The organism is Acinetobacter sp. CWB-B33, assembly GCF_039655955.1.
GTDB classification, from domain to species: Bacteria; Pseudomonadota; Gammaproteobacteria; order Pseudomonadales; family Moraxellaceae; genus Acinetobacter; species Acinetobacter bouvetii.
In genome coordinates, this window is the sequence record NZ_JAGFEU010000003.1 from 332,498 (window position 1) to 356,892 (window position 24,395).

Annotated in this window: 22 protein-coding genes and 1 pseudogene; 18 read left to right on the forward strand and 5 right to left on the reverse strand. The window is 46.1% G+C overall.

The genetic code is table 11. The features are described 5' to 3' along the window. The first annotated feature begins 285 nt into the window (after positions 1 to 285). Positions 286 to 1,254 carry an RluA family pseudouridine synthase gene (locus tag JZ784_RS10930; RefSeq protein WP_346314894.1) on the forward strand — a complete coding sequence of 323 codons (969 nt, stop codon included), beginning with the start codon at positions 286 to 288 and terminating at the stop codon, positions 1,252 to 1,254. A gap of 232 nt (positions 1,255 to 1,486) precedes the next feature. Next, entirely contained in the window at positions 1,487 to 2,155 is a 669-nt protein-coding gene (locus JZ784_RS10935) for an HAD-IA family hydrolase (RefSeq protein ID WP_346314895.1), read from the forward strand. Between the two features lie 49 nt (positions 2,156 to 2,204). On the opposite strand, the gene JZ784_RS10940 is transcribed toward JZ784_RS10935, so the two are convergent. Then, positions 2,205 to 2,429, reverse strand: coding sequence for a hypothetical protein (locus tag JZ784_RS10940; RefSeq protein WP_346314896.1), 225 nt, complete (start codon positions 2,427 to 2,429; stop codon positions 2,205 to 2,207). Between the two features lie 600 nt (positions 2,430 to 3,029). On the opposite strand from JZ784_RS10940, the gene mhpD reads away from it, so the two are divergent. The 5 genes from mhpD to JZ784_RS10965 all read left to right on the forward strand — a co-directional run bounded on the left by mhpD (position 3,030) and on the right by JZ784_RS10965 (position 8,704). Continuing rightward, positions 3,030 to 3,827 carry a 2-keto-4-pentenoate hydratase gene (gene mhpD / locus JZ784_RS10945; protein WP_346314897.1) on the forward strand — a complete coding sequence of 266 codons (798 nt, stop codon included), beginning with the start codon at positions 3,030 to 3,032 and terminating at the stop codon, positions 3,825 to 3,827. Between the two features lie 37 nt (positions 3,828 to 3,864). Then, positions 3,865 to 4,767: an acetaldehyde dehydrogenase (acetylating) gene (locus JZ784_RS10950; RefSeq protein WP_346314898.1), complete on the forward strand. Its 903-nt coding sequence runs from the start codon at positions 3,865 to 3,867 to the stop codon at positions 4,765 to 4,767. A gap of 11 nt (positions 4,768 to 4,778) precedes the next feature. After that, complete coding sequence (gene dmpG / locus JZ784_RS10955; RefSeq protein WP_346314899.1) at positions 4,779 to 5,798, forward strand: 4-hydroxy-2-oxovalerate aldolase; 1,020 nt, start codon at positions 4,779 to 4,781, stop codon at positions 5,796 to 5,798. 516 nt (positions 5,799 to 6,314) lie between these two features. After that, complete coding sequence (locus tag JZ784_RS10960; protein ID WP_346314900.1) at positions 6,315 to 7,556, forward strand: OprD family outer membrane porin; 1,242 nt, start codon at positions 6,315 to 6,317, stop codon at positions 7,554 to 7,556. Between the two features lie 290 nt (positions 7,557 to 7,846). Beyond that, a complete protein-coding gene (locus JZ784_RS10965) occupies positions 7,847 to 8,704 on the forward strand; it encodes an alpha/beta hydrolase (protein ID WP_005007156.1) in 858 nt (285 codons plus the stop codon). Positions 8,705 to 8,778: 74 nt separating this feature from the next. On the opposite strand, the gene JZ784_RS10970 is transcribed toward JZ784_RS10965, so the two are convergent. Continuing rightward, complete coding sequence (locus JZ784_RS10970; protein ID WP_346314901.1) at positions 8,779 to 9,456, reverse strand: DUF1345 domain-containing protein; 678 nt, start codon at positions 9,454 to 9,456, stop codon at positions 8,779 to 8,781. A gap of 303 nt (positions 9,457 to 9,759) precedes the next feature. After that, positions 9,760 to 10,665, reverse strand: a complete 906-nt coding sequence (gene hcaR / locus JZ784_RS10975; RefSeq protein WP_005007160.1) for a DNA-binding transcriptional regulator HcaR — start codon at positions 10,663 to 10,665, stop codon at positions 9,760 to 9,762. 280 nt (positions 10,666 to 10,945) lie between these two features. Here hcaR and hcaE point away from each other — a divergent pair, with 280 nt between their 5' ends. The 9 genes from hcaE to JZ784_RS11020 all read left to right on the forward strand — a co-directional run bounded on the left by hcaE (position 10,946) and on the right by JZ784_RS11020 (position 19,861). Continuing rightward, complete coding sequence (hcaE, locus tag JZ784_RS10980; protein ID WP_005007162.1) at positions 10,946 to 12,313, forward strand: 3-phenylpropionate/cinnamic acid dioxygenase subunit alpha; 1,368 nt, start codon at positions 10,946 to 10,948, stop codon at positions 12,311 to 12,313. Then, a complete protein-coding gene (gene hcaF, locus JZ784_RS10985; protein ID WP_346314902.1) occupies positions 12,310 to 12,828 on the forward strand; it encodes a 3-phenylpropionate/cinnamic acid dioxygenase subunit beta in 519 nt (172 codons plus the stop codon). Before hcaE ends, hcaF begins: the two co-directional genes overlap by 4 nt. Further along, positions 12,828 to 13,154, forward strand: a complete 327-nt coding sequence (gene hcaC, locus JZ784_RS10990; protein WP_219190199.1) for a 3-phenylpropionate/cinnamic acid dioxygenase ferredoxin subunit — start codon at positions 12,828 to 12,830, stop codon at positions 13,152 to 13,154. The genes hcaF and hcaC overlap by 1 nt, the downstream gene beginning before the upstream one ends. A 2-nt stretch (positions 13,155 to 13,156) precedes the next feature. Then, entirely contained in the window at positions 13,157 to 13,975 is an 819-nt protein-coding gene (hcaB, locus tag JZ784_RS10995) for a 3-phenylpropionate-dihydrodiol/cinnamic acid-dihydrodiol dehydrogenase (RefSeq protein WP_346314903.1), read from the forward strand. A gap of 65 nt (positions 13,976 to 14,040) precedes the next feature. Then, positions 14,041 to 15,003 carry a 3-carboxyethylcatechol 2,3-dioxygenase gene (locus tag JZ784_RS11000; RefSeq protein WP_346314904.1) on the forward strand — a complete coding sequence of 321 codons (963 nt, stop codon included), beginning with the start codon at positions 14,041 to 14,043 and terminating at the stop codon, positions 15,001 to 15,003. Positions 15,004 to 15,021: 18 nt separating this feature from the next. Further along, on the forward strand, positions 15,022 to 16,251 hold the full coding sequence (hcaD, locus tag JZ784_RS11005; protein WP_346314905.1) for a 3-phenylpropionate/cinnamic acid dioxygenase ferredoxin--NAD(+) reductase subunit: 1,230 nt from the start codon (positions 15,022 to 15,024) through the stop codon (positions 16,249 to 16,251). 311 nt (positions 16,252 to 16,562) lie between these two features. Continuing rightward, positions 16,563 to 17,477, forward strand: a complete 915-nt coding sequence (locus tag JZ784_RS11010) for an EamA family transporter (protein WP_346314906.1) — start codon at positions 16,563 to 16,565, stop codon at positions 17,475 to 17,477. Between the two features lie 327 nt (positions 17,478 to 17,804). Further along, positions 17,805 to 18,743, forward strand: a complete 939-nt coding sequence (locus JZ784_RS11015; RefSeq protein WP_346314907.1) for a cation diffusion facilitator family transporter — start codon at positions 17,805 to 17,807, stop codon at positions 18,741 to 18,743. Between the two features lie 62 nt (positions 18,744 to 18,805). Beyond that, positions 18,806 to 19,861, forward strand: a complete 1,056-nt coding sequence (locus tag JZ784_RS11020) for an MBL fold metallo-hydrolase (protein ID WP_346315043.1) — start codon at positions 18,806 to 18,808, stop codon at positions 19,859 to 19,861. Positions 19,862 to 20,009: 148 nt separating this feature from the next. On the opposite strand, the pseudogene JZ784_RS11025 reads toward JZ784_RS11020, so the two are convergent. Beyond that, positions 20,010 to 20,257, reverse strand: a pseudogene (locus tag JZ784_RS11025) (thiol-disulfide oxidoreductase); the annotation flags it as partial. A gap of 360 nt (positions 20,258 to 20,617) precedes the next feature. Between JZ784_RS11025 and katG the strand changes: the two are divergent. Continuing rightward, positions 20,618 to 22,804 carry a catalase/peroxidase HPI gene (katG, locus tag JZ784_RS11030; protein ID WP_346314908.1) on the forward strand — a complete coding sequence of 729 codons (2,187 nt, stop codon included), beginning with the start codon at positions 20,618 to 20,620 and terminating at the stop codon, positions 22,802 to 22,804. Positions 22,805 to 22,988: 184 nt separating this feature from the next. Next, the gene (locus JZ784_RS11035; RefSeq protein WP_346314909.1) at positions 22,989 to 23,438 is read left to right on the forward strand and encodes a hypothetical protein; all 450 of its coding nucleotides are present in this window, start codon (positions 22,989 to 22,991) and stop codon (positions 23,436 to 23,438) included. Between the two features lie 252 nt (positions 23,439 to 23,690). Here JZ784_RS11035 and JZ784_RS11040 read toward each other — a convergent pair whose 3' ends face one another. Further along, positions 23,691 to 24,314 carry a TetR/AcrR family transcriptional regulator gene (locus tag JZ784_RS11040; RefSeq protein WP_346314910.1) on the reverse strand — a complete coding sequence of 208 codons (624 nt, stop codon included), beginning with the start codon at positions 24,312 to 24,314 and terminating at the stop codon, positions 23,691 to 23,693. Between the last annotated feature and the right edge of the window lie 81 nt (positions 24,315 to 24,395).

Here is a 24,395-nt window from a genome sequence, read left to right on the forward strand (position 1 = left end):
CAATTAAACGCAACAGCTTGCTGTTTTGCCGATATAATAAGCCTTCGGCGTCGGCATAATTCTTTGGGGACCTTCCCGTTTTATGTGAGTTCAGTATAGGGCAGCCATCTTCAGAAAATCTGAAATGAACCAACTTTTACTCACTTACGATGGTTTCCGTGCGCTGACTATATCAAACCTTGCATCATCTGCCTATGGGCTAAGCTTATGTTTCTTGTGTAAAGCATAGCCTAAATGATCAGTTTTTAATCAATTTCGGTATTTTTTTTAGGTCACAGTAACTGTATGAATTCTACACAGCAATGGCAAAGCGTCACTTGGTTTGAAGTGGATGAGCATCAAGCCGGTCAGCGTATTGATAATTTCCTGTTTAGCCGTCTAAAAGGTGTGCCGAAAAGCCGCATTTACCGCTTGATCCGCGAAAGTCAGGTGCGTGTCAATAAAAAGCGTGTAAAAGCGGAAACCAAGCTGAATATTGGCGACCAAGTGCGTGTTGCGCCGATCCGCTATGAGCAAAAAGATGAATCGGCTGTACCTGTTTCGGACAAGGTGGCGCAGAGCCTGCTGAGCCGGGTGGTTTATGAAGATGAAGGCCTCATGGTGGTCAATAAGCCTTCAGGCATTGCCGTGCATGGCGGCAGCGGCGTGGCCTATGGCTTGATTGAAGGCTTGCGTGCAGCAACCGGTAAGAAGTATTTAGAGCTTGTGCACCGTATTGACCGTGACACGTCAGGCCTAGTGATGATCTCTAAAAAGCGCAGCGTTTTGAGAACCTTACAGGATTTACTTCGTGAGCATAAAATTAAGAAAACCTATGCTGCTGTGGTTAAGGGCAAGGTTGCTTTAGATAAGCAATTAATTAATGCGCCTTTACACCGTTATGAACTGGCTAATGGTGAACGTCGTGTCTGTGTATCGCCTAAAGAAGGGAAAGAGTCTAAAACGCAGTGGAATGTCGAAGAACGTTTCATGCATGCCACCTTGGTGTATGCGCAGCCGCTGTCTGGGCGTACGCATCAGATCCGTGTGCACGGCTTAAGTATCGGGCATCCGCTGGTAGGTGATGATAAATATGGCCATGAAACGGATTATAAAGGGCCAAAACCGCGCCGTTTGTGCCTGCATGCGATGCGTTTGGACATTCCAGGCTATCCAGCGATTGAAGCGCCGCTGCCGGAAGATATGCAAAGCCTTGTGGCTCAGCTTCGTGCGCAGAAAGCGGATAAGCCTGCTGTGAAGGAAGATGACGAATAAGTCTTGTTTAATGTGGGTTATGCTTTATTTATAGAGGCTAAAAGCACCTCTCCCTTAAGCAACAGTATTCCCTCATCTCCTTTTAGGAGATGAGGGAATACTCCAATTGATTTATCGAAAAATCTCCCAACTTGTTAAAGGTGAGAAGTACTCCTTCATTAGGGGGGTACTGGTATGTGCTTTGCACATAGCAGTGATTTAAAAATTGAATAAAATATTGGAAAAAATACATATGAAAAAGCCAGTTGAACTCATCATTTTTGACTGGGATGGAACACTATTCGATTCAGTGGGGCAGATTGTCGCGAGTTTGCAATTTGCGGCACAGCAGTTCAATCAGCCGCTTACAGATGCTGCGGCAAAAAGCATTATTGGCCTGGGCTTGCCGGAAGTGGCTCAAGTCTTATTTCCAGCTGTGCCTGAGCTGCATCATGATATTTTGCAGTGCTATGCCACTCATTATGTGGAAAATTCCAAAGGAGATGTCTGGTTTGAAGGTGTTGCAGTGATGCTGCAGGATTTAAAAGCACAGGGCTTAAAACTTGCGGTCGCCACAGGTAAAAGCCGTAAAGGTTTAGACCGGGTGCTGAATCAAACTTCAAGTCAGGAGCTGTTTGATGTGACCCGTGCAGCCAGTGAAACCAAATCCAAGCCTGATCCTTTAATGTTGACTGAAATTTTACAGGCCACAGAGATCCATGTTGAAAATGCCATTATGGTCGGTGATACATCTTATGATCTGGAAATGGCGCAAAATATTGCCATGCCGCGTATCGGCGTAAGTTATGGGGTGCACGCCCCTGAAGTGCTTGCCCGTTATAATCCGTTGGCCATTGCCGATGATGTTGCGGATTTGCATCAACTGTTGTTAAAGCATGTGAATATCAGACAGGCTGTTTGATATAAGCGGGATGCTGAAAATGGTGATTTGAAATCACCATTTTTTATGTTCATTTTATTTTAAATTTTTGCACATCAGGTTTGTGGTTACCCCAGCCCGTCCAGTAATTAGTAACAGTTACCGTTTTATTTTGAATGCTCATGATTTTATAAATTTCATTGCGTGGTGGTGAAATTTCATTGGGACGAATGACCTCAGTCATGACAAAAATTTCTGGTGTAATCCAAGTAATCCGCCATGCATCTTTATTATAATAACCATGGCTGCATTCCATTTCATTTTGTCATGCTGCTGCAGTCGCTTGAGCATTAAATTTTAAGCCAGCACATTCAGCTCCGTCTAAAATGAGGTATCTGCCTTTCAGTGACTCTTGATAATTTTGTGCAAAAGCTGCATTGGAAAGGGTGCACAGCAAGATTGTACTTAAAATAATTTTATGCTTCATGAAGTATATAGCCTATTGATTTTAAAAATATAAATAGCATCGTCGTGAATGATTAAATATGATGCTTGTGCTCAAAATAAGCACTTAATCTAGTCTTTTAGTCGTAGATTGATGGTGATTTTCTGAATCTGACAATTTAGCCCGAAGCTGGAGCAAGAAAGCATTTTTTCATATTTTTTTATATGTTTGTTTTTTAAAAATAAAACCAAGTTAATTTATAGGAATTAGCTATTGTCATAAATAAAATAAGTATTGGCATAAAAACCGCAATTTTCCGATTCTAAAACTGTTTATACATATACACGTTTGCCAAGATGGGCAGCACCCATTTGCTGATAGCTTTGATCAGTTCACAGATTTTTCTCGTTGTTCATCGCATTTCCATCAATAACGGTATAAGTCCAATTTTTGCAGTTTAAGGAAACATTGATGTCGAATTCTGCTGTTGTTGAATCAGTTGCTTTCGCTTTACGCGAAGCTGAATTATCAAAAACTGCGATTGCGCCAATTCGTCCACAGCTTGGCGGTGAAGGTGCTGATGTAGATATCGCTTATGCGGTACAAGAAATCAATACTGAACGTGCGCTTAAAGAAGGCCGCCGTTTAGTGGGTCGTAAAATTGGTTTAACATCAATTGCGGTACAAAAGCAGCTGGGCGTTGACTCTCCAGACTTCGGCATGCTGTTTGCGGACATGGCTTATGGTGATGGCGAAGCGATTCCAGCAGGCCTTTTGATCCAGCCTAAAGTTGAAGCGGAAATCGCTTTAATCATTAATAAAGATTTAACGCAAGAAAAACACACTTACGCAGACATTATCAGCGCGACTGAATATGCATTGCCTGCGGTAGAAGTGGTGGATAGCCGTATCGAAAACTGGAAAATCAGTTTGATTGATACAGTTGCAGACAACGCATCTTCTGCTGCTTATGTATTGGGTTCACGTCCTGTGAAACTTGAAAATCTTGACCTTGTAAATTGCAAAATGACCATGACCCGTGCGGGTGAAGTGGTATCGCAAGGTGTGGGTAAAGCCTGTCTTTCAAATCCATTAAATGCCGCAGTTTGGCTTGCCGATGAAATGGTGCGCCGCGGCCGTCCATTGCTTGCAGGCGACATTATTTTAACAGGCGCGCTTGGTCCAATGGTTGTGGCCAATGCCGGTGATGAATTTGTTGTAGAAATTGAAGGTTTTGGTTCAGTGACTGCAGCATTCGCTGCTGAATAAGCTTGAATTTTATAACGTATTTACAGAGAAATTGTTCATGAAAAAGATTAAATGCGCAATGATCGGTCCAGGGAATATCGGTACTGATTTGCTTTATAAACTTCAGCGCAGCGAATGGCTGGAGCCAGTGTGGATGGTAGGCATTGATCCGACCTCTGAAGGCCTTGCACGCGCTGCGAAAATGGGTTTGAAAACCACGGCGGAAGGCGTAGACGGCTTGCTGCCTCACGTGATTGAAGATGACATCAAAATTGCATTTGATGCAACTTCTGCATACGTTCACGCAGAGAACAGCCGCAAGTTAAACGAACTTGGCGTGCTCATGATTGATTTAACACCTGCTGCCATTGGCCCATTCTGTGTACCACCAGTCAACCTTGAAGCATTGCTTGAGCAAGGTGAAGTGCCAAACGTGAACATGGTGACTTGCGGCGGTCAGGCAACTATTCCAATGGTTGCGGCTATTTCACGTGTACAGCCTGTTGAATATGGCGAAATCATTGCCACAGTATCCACTAAATCTGTGGGTCCGGGTACACGTAAAAACATTGATGAATTCACCCGTACCACTGCCGGCGCAATTGAACAAGTGGGTGGCGCGAAACAAGGTAAAGCAATCATCATCATCAATCCGGCTGAGCCGCCATTGATGATGCGCGACACCGTGCATTGCTTAGTCGAAGGCGAGCCGGATCAAGCGGCGATCACAGAATCTGTGCATGCCATGATTAAGGAAGTTCAAAAATACGTTCCGGGCTACAAGCTTGTGAATGGTCCAGTGTTTGACGGCAGCCGCGTTTCAATCTTCCTGGAAGTGGAAGGTTTGGGGGACTTCCTGCCGAAATACGCAGGCAACCTTGACATTATGACTGCGGCGGCAGCGCGTACTGCAGAAATGTTTGCAGAACGCGTTCTTTCAAAATCAACTGTTGAAGCTTAAGGAGCAGTCACATGTCTAAGATTATTATTAATGATATGACTTTACGTGATGGCATGCACCCAATGCGCCATCAAACCACGCCTGAACAAATGGTTGCAATTGCCACTGCGCTGGATGATGCCGGTGTTCCTTTAATTGAAGTGACCCATGGTGACGGCTTAGGCGGCAACTCGGTGAACTACGGTTTTGCGGCTGCAACCGATGAAGAATATCTCAGCGCGGTGATTCCACAGTTAAAGCAGGCCAAAGTATCGGCGCTGTTAATTCCGGGTATTGGTACGGTTGATCATTTGCAAATGGCATACGATGTGGGTGTTTCCACCATCCGTGTGGCAACGCATTCAACGGAAGCGGATGTGTCTGAACAGCACATTACCGCTGCGCGCAAACTGGGCATGGACACGGTGGGCTTCTTGATGATGGCGCATATGGCATCACCTGAAAAATTGCTTGAAGAAGCGCAAAAGATGGTGTCTTACGGGGCAAACTGCATTTATGTAACGGATTCAGCCGGCTATATGCTGCCGCAAGACGTAACGGACCGTGTGGGGATCTTGCGTGCTACCTTAGGTTCAGACATCGAAATCGGTTTCCATGGCCACCATAACTTAGGGATGGGCGTGGCGAACTCGATTGCAGCGGTTGAAGCCGGTGCAAAACGTGTTGACTTGGCTTCTGGCGGTTTGGGTGCAGGCGCCGGCAATACGCCGCTTGAACTTTTTGTTGCGGTTGCCAACCGGATGCAAATGGAAACAGGCGTGGACTTGTTCAAAGTGCAGGATATTGCTGAAGAATTGGTTGTGCCAATGCTGCAGCAGCCGATCCGTGCCGACCGTGATGCGGCAACTTTGGGTTATGCAGGGGTTTATTCTTCATTCCTATTGTTTGCAAAACGTGCCGAAGCGAAATATGGCGTATCTGCGCGTGAAATCTTAATGGAACTTGGCCGCCGTGGTACGGTAGGCGGTCAGGAAGACATGATTGAAGACTTGGCATTGACCATGTCTAAAGCCAAAGAAGCCAATGCTTAATTTTTAATATACCTGTTGAAAATTTAAGTCAATGAAAGCGTCCGGAAGGGCGCTTTTTTATGGCGGATGGATGCTGCAGCAGGTGCTCCGGCGCGATGCTGCGCTGCAGTTCCGGCAGCAGAGGCCACTGCTTTTAACGGAATCTGCAGAGTTATTTTACATTTATTGATAGTTCTGAAATATCACGTCATACCCGCTTTATATTAATGGATTCATGAGCTTAGAGAGGGGGGAAGCGCACTTAAACTTAAAAGCGATCAATAATATTCATTTGTCTGAAATATTTATTAAATCTTATAAAAAATCTTTTTTTAACAATGTTTTATTGATTAATGGTGAATAAAAAATCAAATCATCTTATTGTTTAAAGGTATTAAGCCTTTGAGCGGGCTTTCCTGCATCGGCATGAATTTTACCGGATGCGGATGAATCTTTAATACTGTGGTCGGATTTCTTGAAAGCAGAGAGTTCTGCATGATAAGGCCATCGCTTAATCTGATTATTAGGAATTCAGCCATGCGTCGTCAAAATTTATGGATAGCAATTTTTGCTGCGACAGCAACGTTAGGGACAGCTGCATCACATGCAGACTTTATTGACGACAGCCAAGTACAGCTAAAATTTAAAAATTTCTATTTAGACCGTCAAATTCAAGAAAACTCCGCTGCCAATTGGGGTTCATGGTCACAAGGCGTGACTTTGGATGCCAAGTCTGGCTATGCGGATATTGGCGGCGGCATTCAAGTCGGCGCCGATCTTTTGGTGCAGCATGCTTTTAAATTGAATGGCCGTGATAAGAATCCAGACTGGGTGCTGCCGCATGACGGCAAAGAATCGAAAGACAACTTTGGCAAAGTGGGTGCAACCTTAAAAGCCAAAGTGTCGCAAACTGAATTAAAAGTGGGTGAGTTATTGCCTGTTTCACCAGTTTTAGTCTTCGATCCGTCTCGTCAGCTGCTCACCACTTACAGCGGCGCTTGGCTGGAATCGAAAGACATTAAAGATACCAAATTGACTTTGGCCTACATTGACGGCATCAACAACCGTTATGACAATCAGTTCCGTGACTTAACCAAATTTGCACCGCCTGCCTATGACAATGGCGCCAAAGCGGACGGCATGTATATTGCGGGCATTGATCACCAGTTTACCCCTGAAATTGGCGGCAGCTACTGGTATGCCGATGTAAAAGACATTTATCAGCAACATTATGTGGGCGCAAGCTACAAAACCAAACTGGGTGAAAAAGCCAAATTGGACAGCCACATCCGGTATTTTGACAACTCGGAGTCTGGCGACAAGCTGTATGGCGACATTGATAATCAGGCCTTATCTGTGGGTGCGAAAGTGAATTATGGCGCGCATACTGTAGGCTTGGGCTATCAGCAGATGTTTGGCGATAGCGCCTTCCCGACGTTGGGCGGCTGGGTGCCGCAGCCGTATTTAGTCAACTGGGGCGTGGCGACATTTACCAATCCGGATGAAAAATCATGGGGTTTTACCTATGGCTATGACTTCTCTGAATTGGGCGCAAAAGGCTTAAATGCCACGGCGGTTTATTTCACGGGTTCAGATGCAAAAGTCGCGGGTAAAACGGATCAGAAGTCAGATGAGCTGAATTTGATTGTGAACTATAGCGTGCCAGAAGGTAAGCTGAAGGGCTTGGGCTTTCAAGCCATGTACATTGATGCCAACTATGATTGGAAATCCGATCTTAAGGAATATCGCGTAGCAACGACTTATACGTATAAATTCTAATAGATTGCGATAAAAAAAGGCGGCTGGAAAAGCCGCCCTTTTTTTGCGCTGAAAAAATTCAATAGCCCGCTGCCGGAAGGTAAATTCAGAGTGGCCTGCATATTAAATCTATATAAAACAAATAGTTAAATAATACCTAAATTGTTGGGTATGATCGGAATTTTGTATCAGTTGACAGCGCGATAGCGGTTAATATGAAGCAGTAAAAAGTCTAAAACTTTAATCCACTAGGCGTTTAAATCGGCATAAAAGATTGAAACGCAGGCGCTTACGCTGTACGAGGAGTATGTATGAGCACAGTTCAAATCCCTGACTACACAACGGATTCATTCTTCGGTTTAGAAGATAAATGGATTGAAACGGCTGAAGGTGAGTTGACTCACTATCACGAAATTGGTGAAGGAACGCCAATCCTGTTTTTGCATGGTTCAGGTACTGGCGTATCTGCGGCGGCAAACTGGTGGCTGAACTTGCCGCAAATCGGCGAGCAGGCGCGCTGCATCGCGATTGATACCATCGGCTACGGCCAAACAGTGGTTGCGCCAAATACCGCTTATGGCATCCGCGCGTGGGTGGACCATGCGGTGCGTACTTTAGATGCGCTGGGCATTGAAAAAACCTGGTTAGTCGGCAACTCATTGGGCGGCTGGCTGGCTTTCCAAATGGCGATTGATTACCCTGAGCGTATTTTGGGCATTGTCTCTATGGGCACAGGCGGCGCGGTTCAAACGGCTGCACTGAAAGCGCATGCGAACCCGGTATTAACAGAAGAAGGCATTAAAAAAACGCTTTCTATGTTTGTGGTGAACAAAGACTTAATTACCGATGAACTGGTGAAAGTCCGTTTTGCATCTGCTGCCAATGACTATGCTTCTAACCGTTTAATGGACGTTGTAGGCGCGCGTGACCGTGACCGTTTCGAATTCCCGTTAGACTTCGACAAAATGAAAGACATCACAGTGCCTGTACTCCTGATTCACGGTACGCAAGACGTGGTGATTCCTGTTTCGCGCACTTGGGACATTTTAAATGTGGTGCCAAATGCGGATGCGCATATTTTCAGCCAGTGCGGCCACTGGTCTCAAGTTGAAAAAGCGGAAGAATTCAACACCGTGATTAAAGATTATTTAACTGCGCGCGGCGTGTAATCCTCTGAATTTCGGCTGGAATAACGAAAAAAGGATGGCGAAAAGCCATCCTTTTTTTATTTTGCCTTGAGCATTTAAGGCTGAATGAAGCTGGCTGCGACATTAATGCAGATGGCCAATATGGTGGTATTGAAGCTGTAAGCCAGCAAAATATGCAGCATGTTCAGCACCCGCATGGGCTGGGAGGTAATCGCAACATCTGCTGTTTGCGCAGAGGTGCCAATCACATAGCTGAAATATAAAAAGTCAGGATAGCTGGGCTGCGGTGTTTTGGGAAAATCCAGGCCGCCGTCTTGAGATTCGGCCAAAGCCAAGTAAAAGTCATGCGCATAATGAATGGCAAAGACCGTGTGCATAAACAGCCATGCGCACAGAATGGTAATGACAGAGAGCGCCAAATGCGAAAGGCGGATGTGCTGATCCTGCGGCAGATGGTTGACTTCAACCACGATCGCAATAAAGCACATCACCAAAGTCAAAAACACTAAAAACAGAATCAGCCATTTGCTGGCGTCCTGCTGCTGCGCGCGCTGTAAAATCTGGGTGTGATCGGCATGCCAGAGCCGCTTCATGGTAAAGATCAGATAGCTTGAAACAGCGATATTCCAGCTGATGAGCAGGCAGGTTGACCATTGCCATGCAGTGCCGTAACGCAGCGCGCCATACAGGATCAGGGTCAATAAAAATGACACAAAGAAATAAGGGCGGTACAGCACGCCGGCTCTGAGGCTGAAAAATGGCTGAAGCTTCATCAGAATTCCTTTATTGTTTTTTATCAATAAGATAAATTTTTAGATGACGACTCAGCGTACTCTAAACTGAATAGCCGGATCTTATTAGACTTAAGTTGTAATTTGCAGGAAAATTAAAGAATTTATGAATCCATCAACTAAAATTTATAAGTTATTTTCCATGAAGCTTGCGCTGCTGATTGATAAATTGTGTAAGACTTAAGTCGAGTGCGGCTGAAAATAAGGCGATTTCAGCCTAAAAAAAGCGCCATTATTTTTAAAATGAATAATGGCGCTTTAATATTTGAAGCTGCGCTGGAAAATTCAGCTCTGTTCACGGGCGATATTTAAATAAAATACCTTGGTCAGCAGTTCAATAAATTTCTGCACTGCCGCCGATGAGCTGTTTTTGCGGTAACTGACATACAGGTCAAGATAAGGCAATTCAATATCCAGCGGGCGGATGACGGTATTGCTCATGGTCAGCGGGGCAATGTAGCCCGGCAGAATCGTACAGCCTAGGCCCATGCCAATCGAGTTGATATTGAACAGAATGTTGTCGGCTTTCTGCACAATATTGAATTCAATATTGTTGGCTTTGGCAAAGTCTAAAATAGCCGTATGCAGCGTCAAGGACTGCTCGGCAGCTGGGATGATAAAATCTATGCCATTCAATGCCTTCACTGGGATGCGTTCGTATTTTGCCAGCGGATGGTCTTTAGGCAACAGAAAAATTAACGGTTCACGCAGCACAAACTGGCTTTCAATTTCGTCGTTGTGGAAGTTATGGCGGGTAAAAGTGACGTCCAATTCGCCTTTTTTCAGCAGTTTCATCTGCTCAACATTATTCAGGCTGAGCAATTCAATCTTCAGGTCTGGATTCTGCACCCGCAAGTTCGGCAAGACATAGGGGAAGATTTTCATTTCCGCCACAGGAACAAAACCAATGCGCAGCATCTGCTGCTTGGCTTGAGAGACCTGACGCGCCATGGCAATAGCTTTGTTGGCCTGTGCGATGGTTAAGCGCGCCTGCTCCAGAAATACAGCACCTTCTTCGGTGAGTTCCACTTTACGTTTTGTGCGGTGCAGTAATTTGACGCCCACATCTTCCTCAAGATCTTTAATTTGCTGACTGAGAGAGGGCTGGGCGGTATAAAGTTTGAGCGCAGCTTTGCTGAAATTGAGTTCTTCAGCAACTGTAATGAAGTAGCGTAGGTGTCGTAATTCCATATATTCTGCCTAGGAGTAATCCAAAAAATGTCTTACTATGAGTTAGGGGCAGTATAATCTATAAACAACTATGGCGTGAAGATGATTTTGCCATTTAGGAAATAAATGGCCTGCGCGCTGATGCGGGTGTTTTAATATAAGTAATAGCTATACTAATAAGTTCTTAAACCTATTAATTGAAACAAAAAAAATATTTCACCAAAACCCATCAAAAATCCATCATCGTTGAAAAGTTGAGTCTATTTGTTTGTGACCCCACGGTTGTCGCAGGAGAGCTTTCATGAGTGGAAAAATTGATGTGCGCGAAATCGACGCTTTAGTTGATGCGCAAAATGGACGTATCTCGCCATCCATCTACACCGACCCGGATCTATATGAATTAGAGCTTGAACGCGTGTTCGGCCGTACTTGGCTGTTCCTTTGCCATGAAAGCCAAATTCCTAAAGCGGGTGATTTCTTCAACACCTATATGGGTGAAGATCCAATCATCGTGGCGCGTCAAAAAGACGGCTCAATCAAAGCATTCTTAAACCAATGCCGTCACCGTTCTATGCGCGTCAGCTTCGCAGACTGCGGCAACACCCGCGCATTCACTTGCCCGTATCACGGCTGGTCTTACGGCATCGACGGTTCTTTAAAAGATATCCCGCTTGAAGAGCGCGCTTTCCCGCATGGCGCTTGCAAAGAGCAATGGGGCTTGGTGGAAGTGAACCGTGTTAAGTCTTATAAAGGCTTAATCTTTGGTTGCTGGGATGAAACCACGCCAGATCTGGAAGAATACATGGGCGATATCGCTTGGTATTTAGATGGCGTTTTAGACCGCCGTCCGGGCGGTACTGAAATCATCGGCGGCGTGCACAAGTGGGAAATCGAGTGCAACTGGAAATTTGCGGCTGAACAGTTCGCATCTGACCAATACCACGCATTGTTCTCGCATGCTTCTGCCATTCAAGTCTTAGGCGCGAAACCGGATGACGAATCTTCTAAAAAATTAGGCGCAGCTCAAACTGCACGCCCAGTGTGGGAAACGGCGAAAGACGCAATCCAGTACGGTTCACGCGGTCACGGTTCAGGCTTCTTCTTCACCGAAAAACCGGATGCGAACGTATGGGTGGATGGTGAAGTTGCCAACTATTTCCGTGAAACATTTGATGAAGTGAAAGAGCGTCTAGGTGAAGTGCGCGCCTTGCGTCTTGCAGGCCACAACACCATGTTCCCGACATTGTCTTGGCTGAACGGCACAGCAACGCTTCGAGTATGGCACCCGCGCGGTCCAAACAAAACTGAAGTATGGGCATTCTGTATTGCAGACGCTGAAGCATCGCAAGAAGTGAAAGAAGCATTTGAACGCTCTGCAACGCGCGCCTTTGGTCCAGCCGGTTTCCTCGAGCAGGATGACTCTGAGAACTGGATTGAAATTCAAAAAGTGCTGCGCGGCTATAAAGCGCGTAAGAACCAGCTGATTATGGAAATGGGCAAAGGCAACGAGAAAGTGCGTGAAGACGGCATTCCGGGCATCACCAACTATATTTTCTCTGAAACTGCAGCGCGCGGCATGTACCGCCGTTGGGCAGATTTATTGATCCATGAAAAATGGGAAGACGTGGAAAAAGCCGCTGACGAATACGAGAAGGAGCTTATGAAATGAGTCAGATCAGTTTAGAACTTCAGCATCAAATCAGTCAGTTCCTATATCGCGAAGCAAAATTGCTTGACGATTGGAAGTTCCGCGATTGGTTAGATACGCTGGCAGAAGATATTTCTTATACGCTGCGTACAACACCAAACGCTCAAACGCGTGACCGCCGCCGTTCAGTTGAACCGCCAACCACTTGGGTATTCAACGATACGAAAGATCTTTTAGAGCGCCGTGTTGCCCGCCTTGAGACAGGTATGGCATGGGCTGAAGAGCCTCCGTCTCGCACAACGCACATGGTTTCCAATGTGATTGTTGAAGCGTCGGAAGTGGAAGGCGAGTATGACGTATATGTCACTTACCTGCTGTACCGCACTCAAAAAGAGAAAGATGTCACGATCTATTGCGGCAAGCGTCACGACAAAATCCGTAAAGTTGACTCTGAGCTAGGCTTCCAGATCTTTAACCGTAAGATCATCCTTGATCAGGTGACTTATAACTCACACAACCTGAGCGTGTTCTTCTAATGAATAAGATTTTTGTTTGCCAAGTTGACGATTTAGACGAAGGCGAAGCATTGAAAGTGGACTGCGGCGTAAACGGTATCGAAGCGCTTGCAGTATTCAACAACGGCGGTGAGTTCTTTGCAATGAACGACCGCTGCTCACACGGCAACGCGTCTATGTCCGAAGGCTACCTTGAAGACGACGGCACAGTTGAATGCCCATTGCATTCAGCGCGGTTCTGTTTGAAAACTGGCGAAGCGCTTTGCTTGCCAGCAACTGATCCAATCAAAACTTTCCCCGTGATTGTGGAAGATGGTCAGTTATTTGTTGAAATGGCAGGAGAGTAATCATGGGTTGGCTGCAAGGCGAAGTTGCGCTAATTACTGGCGGCGGTTCTGGCTTAGGCTGGGCGCTGGTTGAACGTTTTATTGAAGAAGGCGCGCAAGTTGCGGTGCTTCAGCGTTCTAAAGCAAAAGTGGATGCATTAAATGAACACTTTGGCGGTAAAGTTCTTGCGATCGAAGGCGATGTAGCCAGCTATGAAGACAATGTCCGCGCTGTGAATGCGACTGTTGAGCGTTTTGGCAAGCTGGATTGCTTTGTCGGCAATGCCGGCATTTGGGATCATTACGCAGATATCGTCAATACGTCAGGCGAGCAATTGGAAAAAGCCTTTGATGAAATCATGGGCATTAATACCAAATCCCTCATCCTTGGCGCTAAAGCTGCGCTGGATGCATTGATAGCTTCTGAAGGTTCTATCATATTTACTTTGTCTAATTCCGCGCTGTACTCTGCTGGCGGAGGCCCTGTATATACTGCATCTAAGCATGCAGGGGTCGGCATTATGAAAGAATTGGCGTATGAGCTTGCGCCTAAAGTACGAGTGAATGCTGTTGCACCGTCGGGTATGAATGTCAACATCAAAGGCGCTGCGTCTTTAGGTCAAGAAAACCTTGGTCTACTCGATGCGCGTGATCCTGAGAAGATTGCCCGCGGTATGCCGCTCAACTTCTTACCAGAACCCGAAGATATGACTGGTTCTTATGTGTTATTGGCTTCTCGTCAAAATAACCGTCCATTAACAGGCGTTTTAATTAACGCGGAATGTGGTCTAGGTATCCGTGGTTTACGTCAACCACGTGCTGGCTTCTTTGACGAGATCTAAATCGCCAAAAACGTAAAGGACTTACTCGGCAGCCGTTTTGGCTGCCTTCCGTTTAGGAGTCACCCATGGCCGTTAAACTTATTTGTGCATCGCACAGTCCCCTGATGGAATTTGCTTCTCCGCAAGAGGAATATAAAGAGGAAAAAGTTCGTGAAACTTTTGCCAAACTTGCGAAAGAAGTTGAAGACTATAATCCAACATTGATCATTACTTTCGGTCCAGACCATTTCAATGGCTTCTTCTATGACCTGATGCCAAGCTTTTGCGTGGGCATCCGTGCGAAAGCGGCAGGCGACTGGGACTACGGCAAAGACAATGATCGCATTGATGTGCCGGAAGACACTGTGCTGAATCTGGTTCGCCGTGTACTGGATGAAGGGGTGGATGTTGCATACTCATACCGTATGCAGGCGGATCATGGCGTGACTCAGCCTTTGCATTTTTTATGCAATGGCAAGCTGGACCGTTATCCAACCATTCCAATTTTCATCAATGGCGCAGCGGTGCCGATGCCAACCACCAAGCGCACTGTGGCTTTAGGCCGCGCAGTCGGTCAGTTCATTCAATCATTGAACTTGGAAAATGAACGCGTGCTTATTTTAGGCACAGGCGGCCTTTCTCATGATCCGCCGACACCGCAAATGGGCGCTGTGCCGCCAGAAGTGGAAGAGTTCCTCATCTGCGGCCGCAACCCAAGTGAAGAATCACGCAATAACCGTCAGTCTAAAATTATTGCGGTGGGTCAAAAGCTGGCCGCTGGCGACAAATCTGTCGCTGTTCCACTCAACCCTGAGTGGGACCGCGCACTGCTGCAGACTTTTGCCAAAGCAGATTTTGCAGCCATTGAAGCGATGACTGAAGATGAAATCCGCCGTGACGGCGGACGCGGCGGTCAAGAAGTGCGTTCGTGGATGGCGGCATTTGCTGCATTGCATGAAGTGGGCGAGTATGAAATGACAACGCACTGCTACGAAGATATTAGCGAGTGGATTGCGGGCTTCGGCATCGTATCTGCTGAATTGAAATAATTGTAAGAGTTTAAGCACATGAGCAACATCGAAACCATCGTCATTGTAGGTGCGGGTCAAGCAGGCGCAAGTGCAGTTTTAGAGCTTCGCGGCAACAAATATGCAGGCAAAATCATCTTAATCGGTGATGAGGCGCATCTTCCGTATGAACGTCCGCCGCTCTCTAAAGATGTGATTTTGAAGCCTGAAGAAACCAAGATAGAAATTCTGTCCGAACAAAAACTGGCAGAACTTGGGGTGGAAACCATTCGCGGCAACGGTGCGGTGAAAATCAATCCGGATGCGAAAACGGTTGAACTTCAAAACGGTGATGTTGTTGCTTATGACAAATTGCTGCTTGCCACAGGCGGTGCAGCGCGCCGTTTGCCAAACTTTGATGCCTTGGGCAAGCACGTGTACACCTTGCGCAATCTTGAAGATTCTCAAGCTTTAGTTCCTGTATTGCAGGCTGGCCGCCGCTTAATTTTAATTGGCGGCGGGGTGATCGGTCTAGAGCTTGCGTCATCGGCACGTTTCAAAGACTGCCAAGTAACTGTGATTGAAATGGGTCCAATGGTCATGGGCCGTTCATCGCCGCGTATTTTGAGCGAATTCCTGCTTGAACAGCAGCGTCTCGCCGGTGTGGATGTGCGTCTTTCAACCTCTATTGCAGACTGCCAGCTGGATGGTGAAGAAATCGTTGTGACTTTGGGTGATGGCGAAGAGTTGCGTGCAGATGCCGTGGTTTACGGCATTGGTATTGTGCCGAATGCACAGCTTGCAGTAGATGCAGGGCTAGATGTTGATGTTGCCATTAAAGTCAACGATAACTGCCAAACCTCAAATGCAGACATTTATGCGGCAGGGGACGTGGCAACGCAGCTACGTGACTGCGGCAATCACCGCCGCGTAGAAACGTGGGAAAATGCGAATCTGCAAGCAGGTATTTTCGCGCGTCACGTGATGGGTGCAGAACACCCTGCGCCAAACCCAGCGTGGTTCTGGACGGATCAATTAAATATCAATTACCAGTTTGTCGGCGATATGGCGGCGGCTGAATGGATTGTCCGCGGTGAAATTGCCCCTGAACAGCGTGCGGAATCATCTTTTGTCTTGTTTGGCGTAACGGATGGTGTAATCGTCGGCGGCATCACGGTAAACGCGGCCAAAGAAATGCGTCATTTGAAAAAATTGATCAGCAAGAATGCAGTTTTTGAAGCAGACAAATATTTAGATTTGAGCCAAGAGCTTCGCAAGCTGGTGAAGTAATCTGAGTTTGCAAGAGGGCAGACCTTGGGCAACCTGGGTCTGCTTTTTTATGTCTTTGGCTTTGTTGCCACTGCCCTAAATTTCAGTTTTGGTTATATGTCTTTGCGGAGGCTATGCCTGACTTTTCAAAGATGATGAGAACCTCAAAAATATATTTTTGGGTTCGCAAGGCAAAAATCTTCTGCTTATCTGAGGGTACATCCCTATACCCCAGATAAGCAGGCGACATTCATGTCGCCCCCCGCATAGTGAATGATGGGGAGGACTCGATTTTAGTCTTATCCCTAATTTAAATTACGATTGATGAGCTTATGAATTCCAACTCCTCGCCACTTTTTGTCACGGCAAGTATCTATGCTTTGCTGGTTTTGATTTGGGCCGCGACGCCGCTGGCGATTGTCTGGAGCGTGGCGGAAGTGCATCCGATGTGGGTGCTGATCATCCGCTATTTTGGCGCGTCCATCATTGCGCTGTTGGTATTGAAGCTGATGCGCGGCCCGCTGCCTTTTGACAAAGTATCGGTGCAAAGCTATATCGCAGGCAGCCTGAATTTAATCGGCGCGCAGTTGTTTATTTATCTGGCAGCCAATTATTTAACCTCGGGCTTAATGGCGCTGATTTTTGGTTTTTCGCCGCTGATTGCAGGCTTGATTGGCCACGTGATTTTAAAAACTCAAAAGCTGGTTGGACTGCAATGGCTGGGCATGGCCATTGCGGTCAGCGGCCTAAGCTTTGTCTTTATTGCTTCTGCTGACAGCAAAGTCAACCCATGGGGCGTTGTGCTGATGCTGATCAGCATGGTGTCTTATATCAGCTCCATCTTTTGGGTTAAACAGATTAATGCGCCGCTGAAGCCGATGTCGCAGGCCACAGGTTCGCTTATGGTGTCAGCACTGGGTTCATTGCTGCTGATGCCATTTATTTGGCAGCATTTCCCAACGCAGATGCCCAGCACGAATGCTATCATTGGCTTTCTGTTTACCATGATTTTGTCTTCGATTGTGGCGATGCTGTGTTACTTCTGGCTGATTCGTCGTTTGGCGGCGTCTACCGTCTCTTTAAGCAATGTGATGACGCCTATTATTGCCCTTGTGCTGGGTGCGGCGCTGAATAATGAACACATCAGCGGTCATGCTGTTTTAGGTATTGCTGTGGTCCTGTTCGGGATAGTGCTGTACTTTTGGAAAGAGTGGCGCATGCAATATTTTGCCAAAGCCAAAACATGAAAACTCAGGTAAAAAGGGAAGCAGGGCTTCCCTTTTTTATGCGCATTTGTCAGCCAGCAGATGAAAGGCGCTTATCCTGCGGACAAGTGAATCCATGTTCCACATGGAACCTTGCGTAATGCAGAGACAATCATGAAGGCTGAAACAGTCTCCCGCCAGCATCATAGGAATGTGCAAAAAGAGATTGAAATACAACAAAAAATAAACCTTTCTGCGCAATGCTTTGGTTATAAGATAGGGCAATACAGCGGGAGTGCGCCAGCAAGTGAAATCCAAGCCGCCGCTGATGATTATAATTTTAGGCCGTACTTTTTAGGACAGCATTCAATGTCGAGTACCAATAAAGCCGTAGTGTATGCAGCATTGCTGGGGAATCTGGCGATTGCTTTGGTCAAGTTTATTGCTGCTTACATCACCAACAGCTCTGCCATGCTGAGTGAGGCGGTTCACTCGGTGGTAGATACCCTGAATGAAATTTTGCTGCTGCACGGCATGAAAAAATCCCAGCAGCCGGCCAACTCCAGACATCCTTTCGGCTATGGGCGGGAATTGTATTTTTGGGCATTTATTGTCGCTTTGCTGGTATTCTCCTTAGGTGCAATAGTATCCATTTATCAGGGAGTGCAGCATATCCGTTATCCAGAAGAAATTAAAAATCCGATGGTGAATTATGCGGTGCTGGGTTTTGCCATTATTTGTGAAGGCGCATCATGGTTTGTCGCTTTAAAAGCCTTTCGCAAATCCAAAGGCGCGCTGGGCTATTTTGCAGCGTTCCGGCGCAGTAAAGATCCGACGGCTTTTACGGTGCTGTTTGAAGATACTGCGACCTTGATTGGTTTATTTATCGCCTTCATTGGGGTTTATTTGGCGCATGCATTGAATATGCCTGTGCTGGATGGTGTAGCATCTGTAATGATTGGTGCGGTTTTAGCTGTTTCGGCATGTCTTTTGGCGCGTGAAACCAAGGGCCTGCTGATGGGGGAGACCGCTGATCCGCAGCTGCGGCGCAATGTGCTGCACATTGCGCAGAAGGATCCGGCCGTGCTGTCTGCCAATGGCGTGCTGACAGAACAGATGGGGGCGCATCAGGTCATTGCATCTTTAAGCCTGGAATTTAAAGATCATTTAAGCGCCGATGAAATTGAGTCCTGCGTGAATCGGATTGAATCACAAATTAAACAGATTCATCCTGAAATTGTGGCACTCTTTGTCAAACCTCAATCTCAACAGGTTTGGCTGGAACGGATGAAAGGCCGTTTGGATTAAGTTCAGCTGCCTATTCAGCTGATTTTGTTTTGCTAGAATTTTTTGAAGAACTTTGAATGTCCATGAAGCACGAGTCGGAACAAAAGCATTTTCAATTGCCAGCAGAGGCGTGCTGGTCACATACTTGGCGTCAGCCGATGTTTGAGTTTCTCGCCTCAGCGCATTTTAATGGCGAGCATTTTTTTAATGCGCTGCGGCCGCCGGAAAGCCATAAGCGGTCCAATTTTATTAAGTGGATGCTGAAGCGCCGCTCATCGACTTGGAATGTAGACCGCAAGCAGGAATATCAGCAGTTTGCGCAAGCGTCGCGTTCCCTGCCGCAAAACCGCCCCAATGCCAAAATAGATGATTGGCAGGTCTGGTTCGTCGGGCATGCGACAGTGCTGATTCAAATCGGCCCTTATAACTTGCTGACAGATCCTGTCTGGGCGGAATATGCCGGCCCGAGCCAAGGCCGCGGGCCGCGCCGCGCATGCCCTGCAGGAATTGCCTTGGAAGAGCTGCCGGAGATTCATGCCGTGCTGCTGAGCCATAACCATTATGACCATATGGATTTAAGCACCCTCAGCTGGCTGCATGAACAGTTTGCCATGCCGATTTATACTGGGCTGGGCAACAGTTACTACTTACCTGAGCATTTTCAGGTTTATGAGCTGGACTGGTGGCAATCTGCGCTGCTGGGGGATTTAAAGCTGGTCTATACGCCTGCCCAGCATGGCTCAGGCCGCGGCCTGCGTGATCAGAACCGCGCGCTTTGGGGTGGCTTCTCTGTCTTGAATGGCGCAGATCACTGCTTTTTTGCCGGCGATACCGGCTATTCTCCGCATTTTAAAGAAATCTATGCCAAATATGGCGCGCCGCGGATTGCCCTGCTGCCGATTGGCGCCTATGAACCGCGCTTATTGATGCGCTATCTGCATATGAATCCAGATGAAGCGTTCCAGGCGCATAAAGACCTGCATGCCAAATGTTCATTGGCTATTCATTACCGCACCTTCCAATTGACGGATGAAAGCCGTGAACAGCCGGAAGAAGACCTGCAGAAGGCACGTCAAAAATCTTCGAAGCTGATGAATCCATTTATCTGCATCCGCGAAGGCAAGCGCTTAACGGTTTAAGCCGATGGCTGAGGTTCTTTGATGAGCGCAATGGCAAGCGATAGACTGCGTTGCCATTGTTGCGTTCATCACCAATGGCTGAACCGCCTGCTGGGAGTCGTGGGGATCGACTGCTAAAATTAAGGCGCTGAGAGCAAGCAGGCCGATAATATTCCCAAAAATGCCGCTGATGGTCTGCAGAAGGAATCAGGTATTGGCTGGCTGTGCCAAAGAGCTGATAACGGTTCAGCGCCACCCGGCGGTATAGATAGTCGCGCCAGAGGCGCGGCATGAAAGAGCCGACGTGCATCAGGGAGAAGGGGAGCCCTAAGTGCCGCATCACTTACAAATCACGCAAATGGCATCCAATAAAATAATAGCGTGCTGCTGAATAATCTGCGGAATATCGTATTGCATAGATCATCACCAGATGTTTTTGCTTTTATTTTCGAGGATATGAAATAAGAGGCGATTAAAAAGACCGATTTCTTCACTTTTCAGCGAATGGCGCTGGGCATCGGATTTTTCGAAAAACAGGATTCAGATAAGCCATCAGTCTCCAAAAACGCGCGTTAGCCTAATTTCTTCAAAAGTAAAATCATAACTTTTTGAAAAACAAAAAATCATTTATTTTTAATATTTTAAATTGAATAAACCGATTGTTTTGATTCGTTAAATTCGCTTGGGCTTCGGTCAAAAACAAGATATGTTCTTAATCAGCAGCAGATGTATTTTACGGTTCAATACAATACTTCATAATTATTTTGGAGACTTACAATGACACAAAATTCGCAAGCATCCGGTTGCCCATTTCACCAAGCCGGTGGGCAGACCAGCGTAGCCAGCACAAGTAATGCAGACTGGTGGCCCAACGCTTTAAACCTCGATATTCTTTCTCAGCATGATAAAAAAACCAACCCAATGGATCCGGACTTTGATTATGCAGCTGCCTTTAAATCACTGGATCTGGAAGCGGTTAAACAAGACCTCCGTGAATTGATTAACAGCAGCCAAGACTGGTGGCCATCGGATTATGGCAGCTACATTGGCATGTTTGTGCGTACTGCATGGCACTTGGCGGGCTCATACCGCAAGCAGGATGGCCGCGGTGGCGCCAATACCGGCAACCAGCGTTTTGCGCCGCTCAACAGCTGGCCGGATAACGTCAATACTGATAAAGGCCGCCGCCTGCTTTGGCCGATTAAACGCAAGTACGGCAACAAAATTTCCTGGGGCGATTTGATTGTACTTGCCGGTACGGTGGCGTATGACGTTGCCGGTTTAAAAACCTTTGGTTTTGGCGGCGGCCGTACCGATATTTGGGCGCCTGAAAAAGATATTTACTGGGGGGAAGAGCGCCAGTGGCTTGCGCCAACCAAAGAGCGCTATGCCAATGATGCAGACCGTTCATCTCTAGAAAACCCGTTGGCTGCGGTGCAGATGGGCTTGATTTACGTCAACCCTGAAGGGGTGGATGGTGTGCAAGACCCGCTTCGCACTGCACAGGATATGCGTGTGACCTTTGACCGCATGGGGATGGATGACGAAGAAACCGTAGCGCTTACGATTGGCGGCCATACGGTAGGTAAAGCGCACGGGAATGGTAAAGCTGAAAACTTGGGCGCCGATGTGGAAAGCGCAGATGTTGAATTCCAAGGCTTGGGCTGGCACAACCCGGAAGGTACAGGCAATGGTGCAAATACCATGGTCAGCGGCTTGGAAGGCGCATGGACCACGCATCCAACCAAGTGGGATAACGAATTCCTGTACTTGCTATTTACTTATGAGTGGGAAAAAACGCTGAGTCCGGCAGGCGCGAAACAATGGGAACCCGTCAACATTAAGGAAGAAGACAAGCCTGTTGATGCGCACAATCCGAATGTCCGCCGCAACCCGATGATGACCGATGCCGATATGGCGCTGAAATTTGACCCTGAATACCGAAAAATTGCAGAGCATTTCTATCACAACCCTGCAGAACTTGCGGATGTTTTTGCACGCGCCTGGTTTAAATTAACCCACCGCGATATGGGGCCGAAATCGCGTTATTTAGGTGCAGATGTTCCTGCAGAAGATTTAATCTGGCAAGATCCAATTCCGGCTGTTGATTACACATTAACAGATGCAGAAGTCGCTGAACTGAAAGCGAAACTTTTAGCAAGCGGTTTATCTTCTGCTGAGCTCATTGCAACGGCATGGGACAGCGCGCGCACCTTCCGCGGTTCGGACTACCGCGGCGGCGCGAATGGCGCTCGTATCCGCCTTGCACCGCAAAAAGACTGGGAAGGCAACGAACCTGCGCGTTTAGCGAAAGTACTCGCAAAACTTGAAGAAATTCAGGCGGGTCTTGCGAAGAAAGTCAGTATTGCCGACTTGATCGTGCTGGGCGGTACAGCGGCCGTTGAACAGGCAGCCAAAGCAGCAGGCGTAAACATTGCTGTGCCATTTACGGCTGGCCGCGGTGACGCCACTCAAGAGCAAACGGATGCGTACTCATTTGAAGACTTCGAACCCAAAGCTGACGGTTTCCGTAACTATGTGAAAGCAGATTATGCGGTACAACCTGAAGAAATGCTGCTAGACCGTGCGCAATTGCTTGGTTTGACTGCACCTGAAATGGTGGTGCTGGTGGGTGGCCTACGTGTATTGGGCGCGAACTTTGGCGACTCTAAACACGGTGTGTTCACAGACAAAGTGGGTACATTAAGCAATGACTTCTTCGTGAACCTGACTGACATGGCGTACAACTGGAAGCCTACAGGTAAGAACTCGTACAACATCGTGAGCCGTGCAACAGGTGAAACGAAATACACAGCAACACGTGTAGATCTGGTATTTGGTTCGAACTCAATTTTACGTGCTTATGCAGAAGTGTATGCGCAAGATGACAACAAAGAAAAATTTGTAAAAGACTTTGTTGCAGCGTGGACGAAAGTGATGAATGCAGACCGTTTTGATATTTGATTGATTTAAAATATAGAAAACCGCCTAAGGGCGGTTTTTTATGGAACAATGAAGTTTCAAGTAAAAAACCTTAGTTTGTTAAACCTCGGCTTTTTTTATGGGTTTCAACTTATTGAAATAATTAAACTAATACAGTCGATTTCGCATAACGCGTATTATGTTAATTTTAGGAAGATTAATAAATATGCAGATTTTTATTTATTTAGTTTTATCATTTTTACTTTTGGGATGTGCTTCAAATCCTCACTTTAAACCTACCAAAATGTATGCAGGTAATCAAAATAAGACTGAAGCTGACTTTTCTTTAATTTATATAGATTGGATGGAGTCTTCTATTGTTTATAAAGGAGTAGGGCAAACTGCAATTACGGAAATAAACAATGTTAAAGTAGAGGAAAGAGTTTCAAGTTTTGGTAGCAGATATCTATTTCAAGTATTGCCTGGTGAACAAAAAATTTCTATTTTTCTATACATTTTTAAAAATTATATAGGTATGGGCTACTATAAAACAGAACAGGTAAATTTGAAATTAGATGCATTTAACACAGAACCAAATAAAATTTATGTACTATGTCCTCAAAAAGGTAATGATATAAAATTTAACGTTAATATATATCTCGTGAAGAAATCTTAAAAAATAAAGGAATGACTGATTTTATAGTGCGTCCTTGCAGAACTATGAATAATCTTTTAGTTAGATAACCCCCCGCCATTTAACATAATGGGTGTTATACGAAACGAAAAATAAATAGTTTTATATTTCAAAAAGTTATTCTATAAGAAATTGGGGACGCAAACCTAAAAAGCCTACTTGGAAACAAGTCGCTTTGTTTTTAATCAGTTTTGGTCGATTTTGCCACTAAAAATACATATTTATGTACAAAATTTAGCTACGGTAATCTAAATTTTTTAGGAACTGAACAATATCCATCTCCAAAACATCCAAATCCTTAAATGTAGGCTCAATCAACAAAGTCTGCGACACAAAGCCATAACATACCCGTTGCATATTTAAAGCCATCTGCTTGAGCTGTTCTTCATCTTTGATAAACGGCTCAAGAATGCTGCGCCACATCTGCACCATCATGGCATAACTCTTACGGTAGCTTTCAATATCTGAAATTTGCCGTTCCAGTAAAAACACCTGCGACCATAAAAACTGCTGCACTTGAATTTGCTCAATTTGAAAGTGAATAATTTGCTGTAAATAATCCTGAAAATCCAAATCTGTGGATAACTTGATCAGGCTTTGTGCATAACTTTTCAGGCTTTCCGCATTGTGTTTGACATGCAAATGAATGGTCAGCGCAATCAAATCTTCCTTTTTGGAGAAATACTCATAAAAGGTCCCCAAGCCCACACCGGCAAGGTCAGTGATTTCCCGAATGGTAATTTGGCTGGCAGGGCGTTCATGCAAAAGCCGAACAAAACTTTCCTGCAAAGCTTCTTGAGTCAGTTTTGCCCGTGATTGGCGCGGTTTACGCCGTATTTGAATGACTGAATTCTTCATATTTTTAAGCTGTAAAAACCGAACGTCTATGCTTTAAATTGTCTCTATACTGAAATGAAAAGCCAAGAACAACAAGCGGAA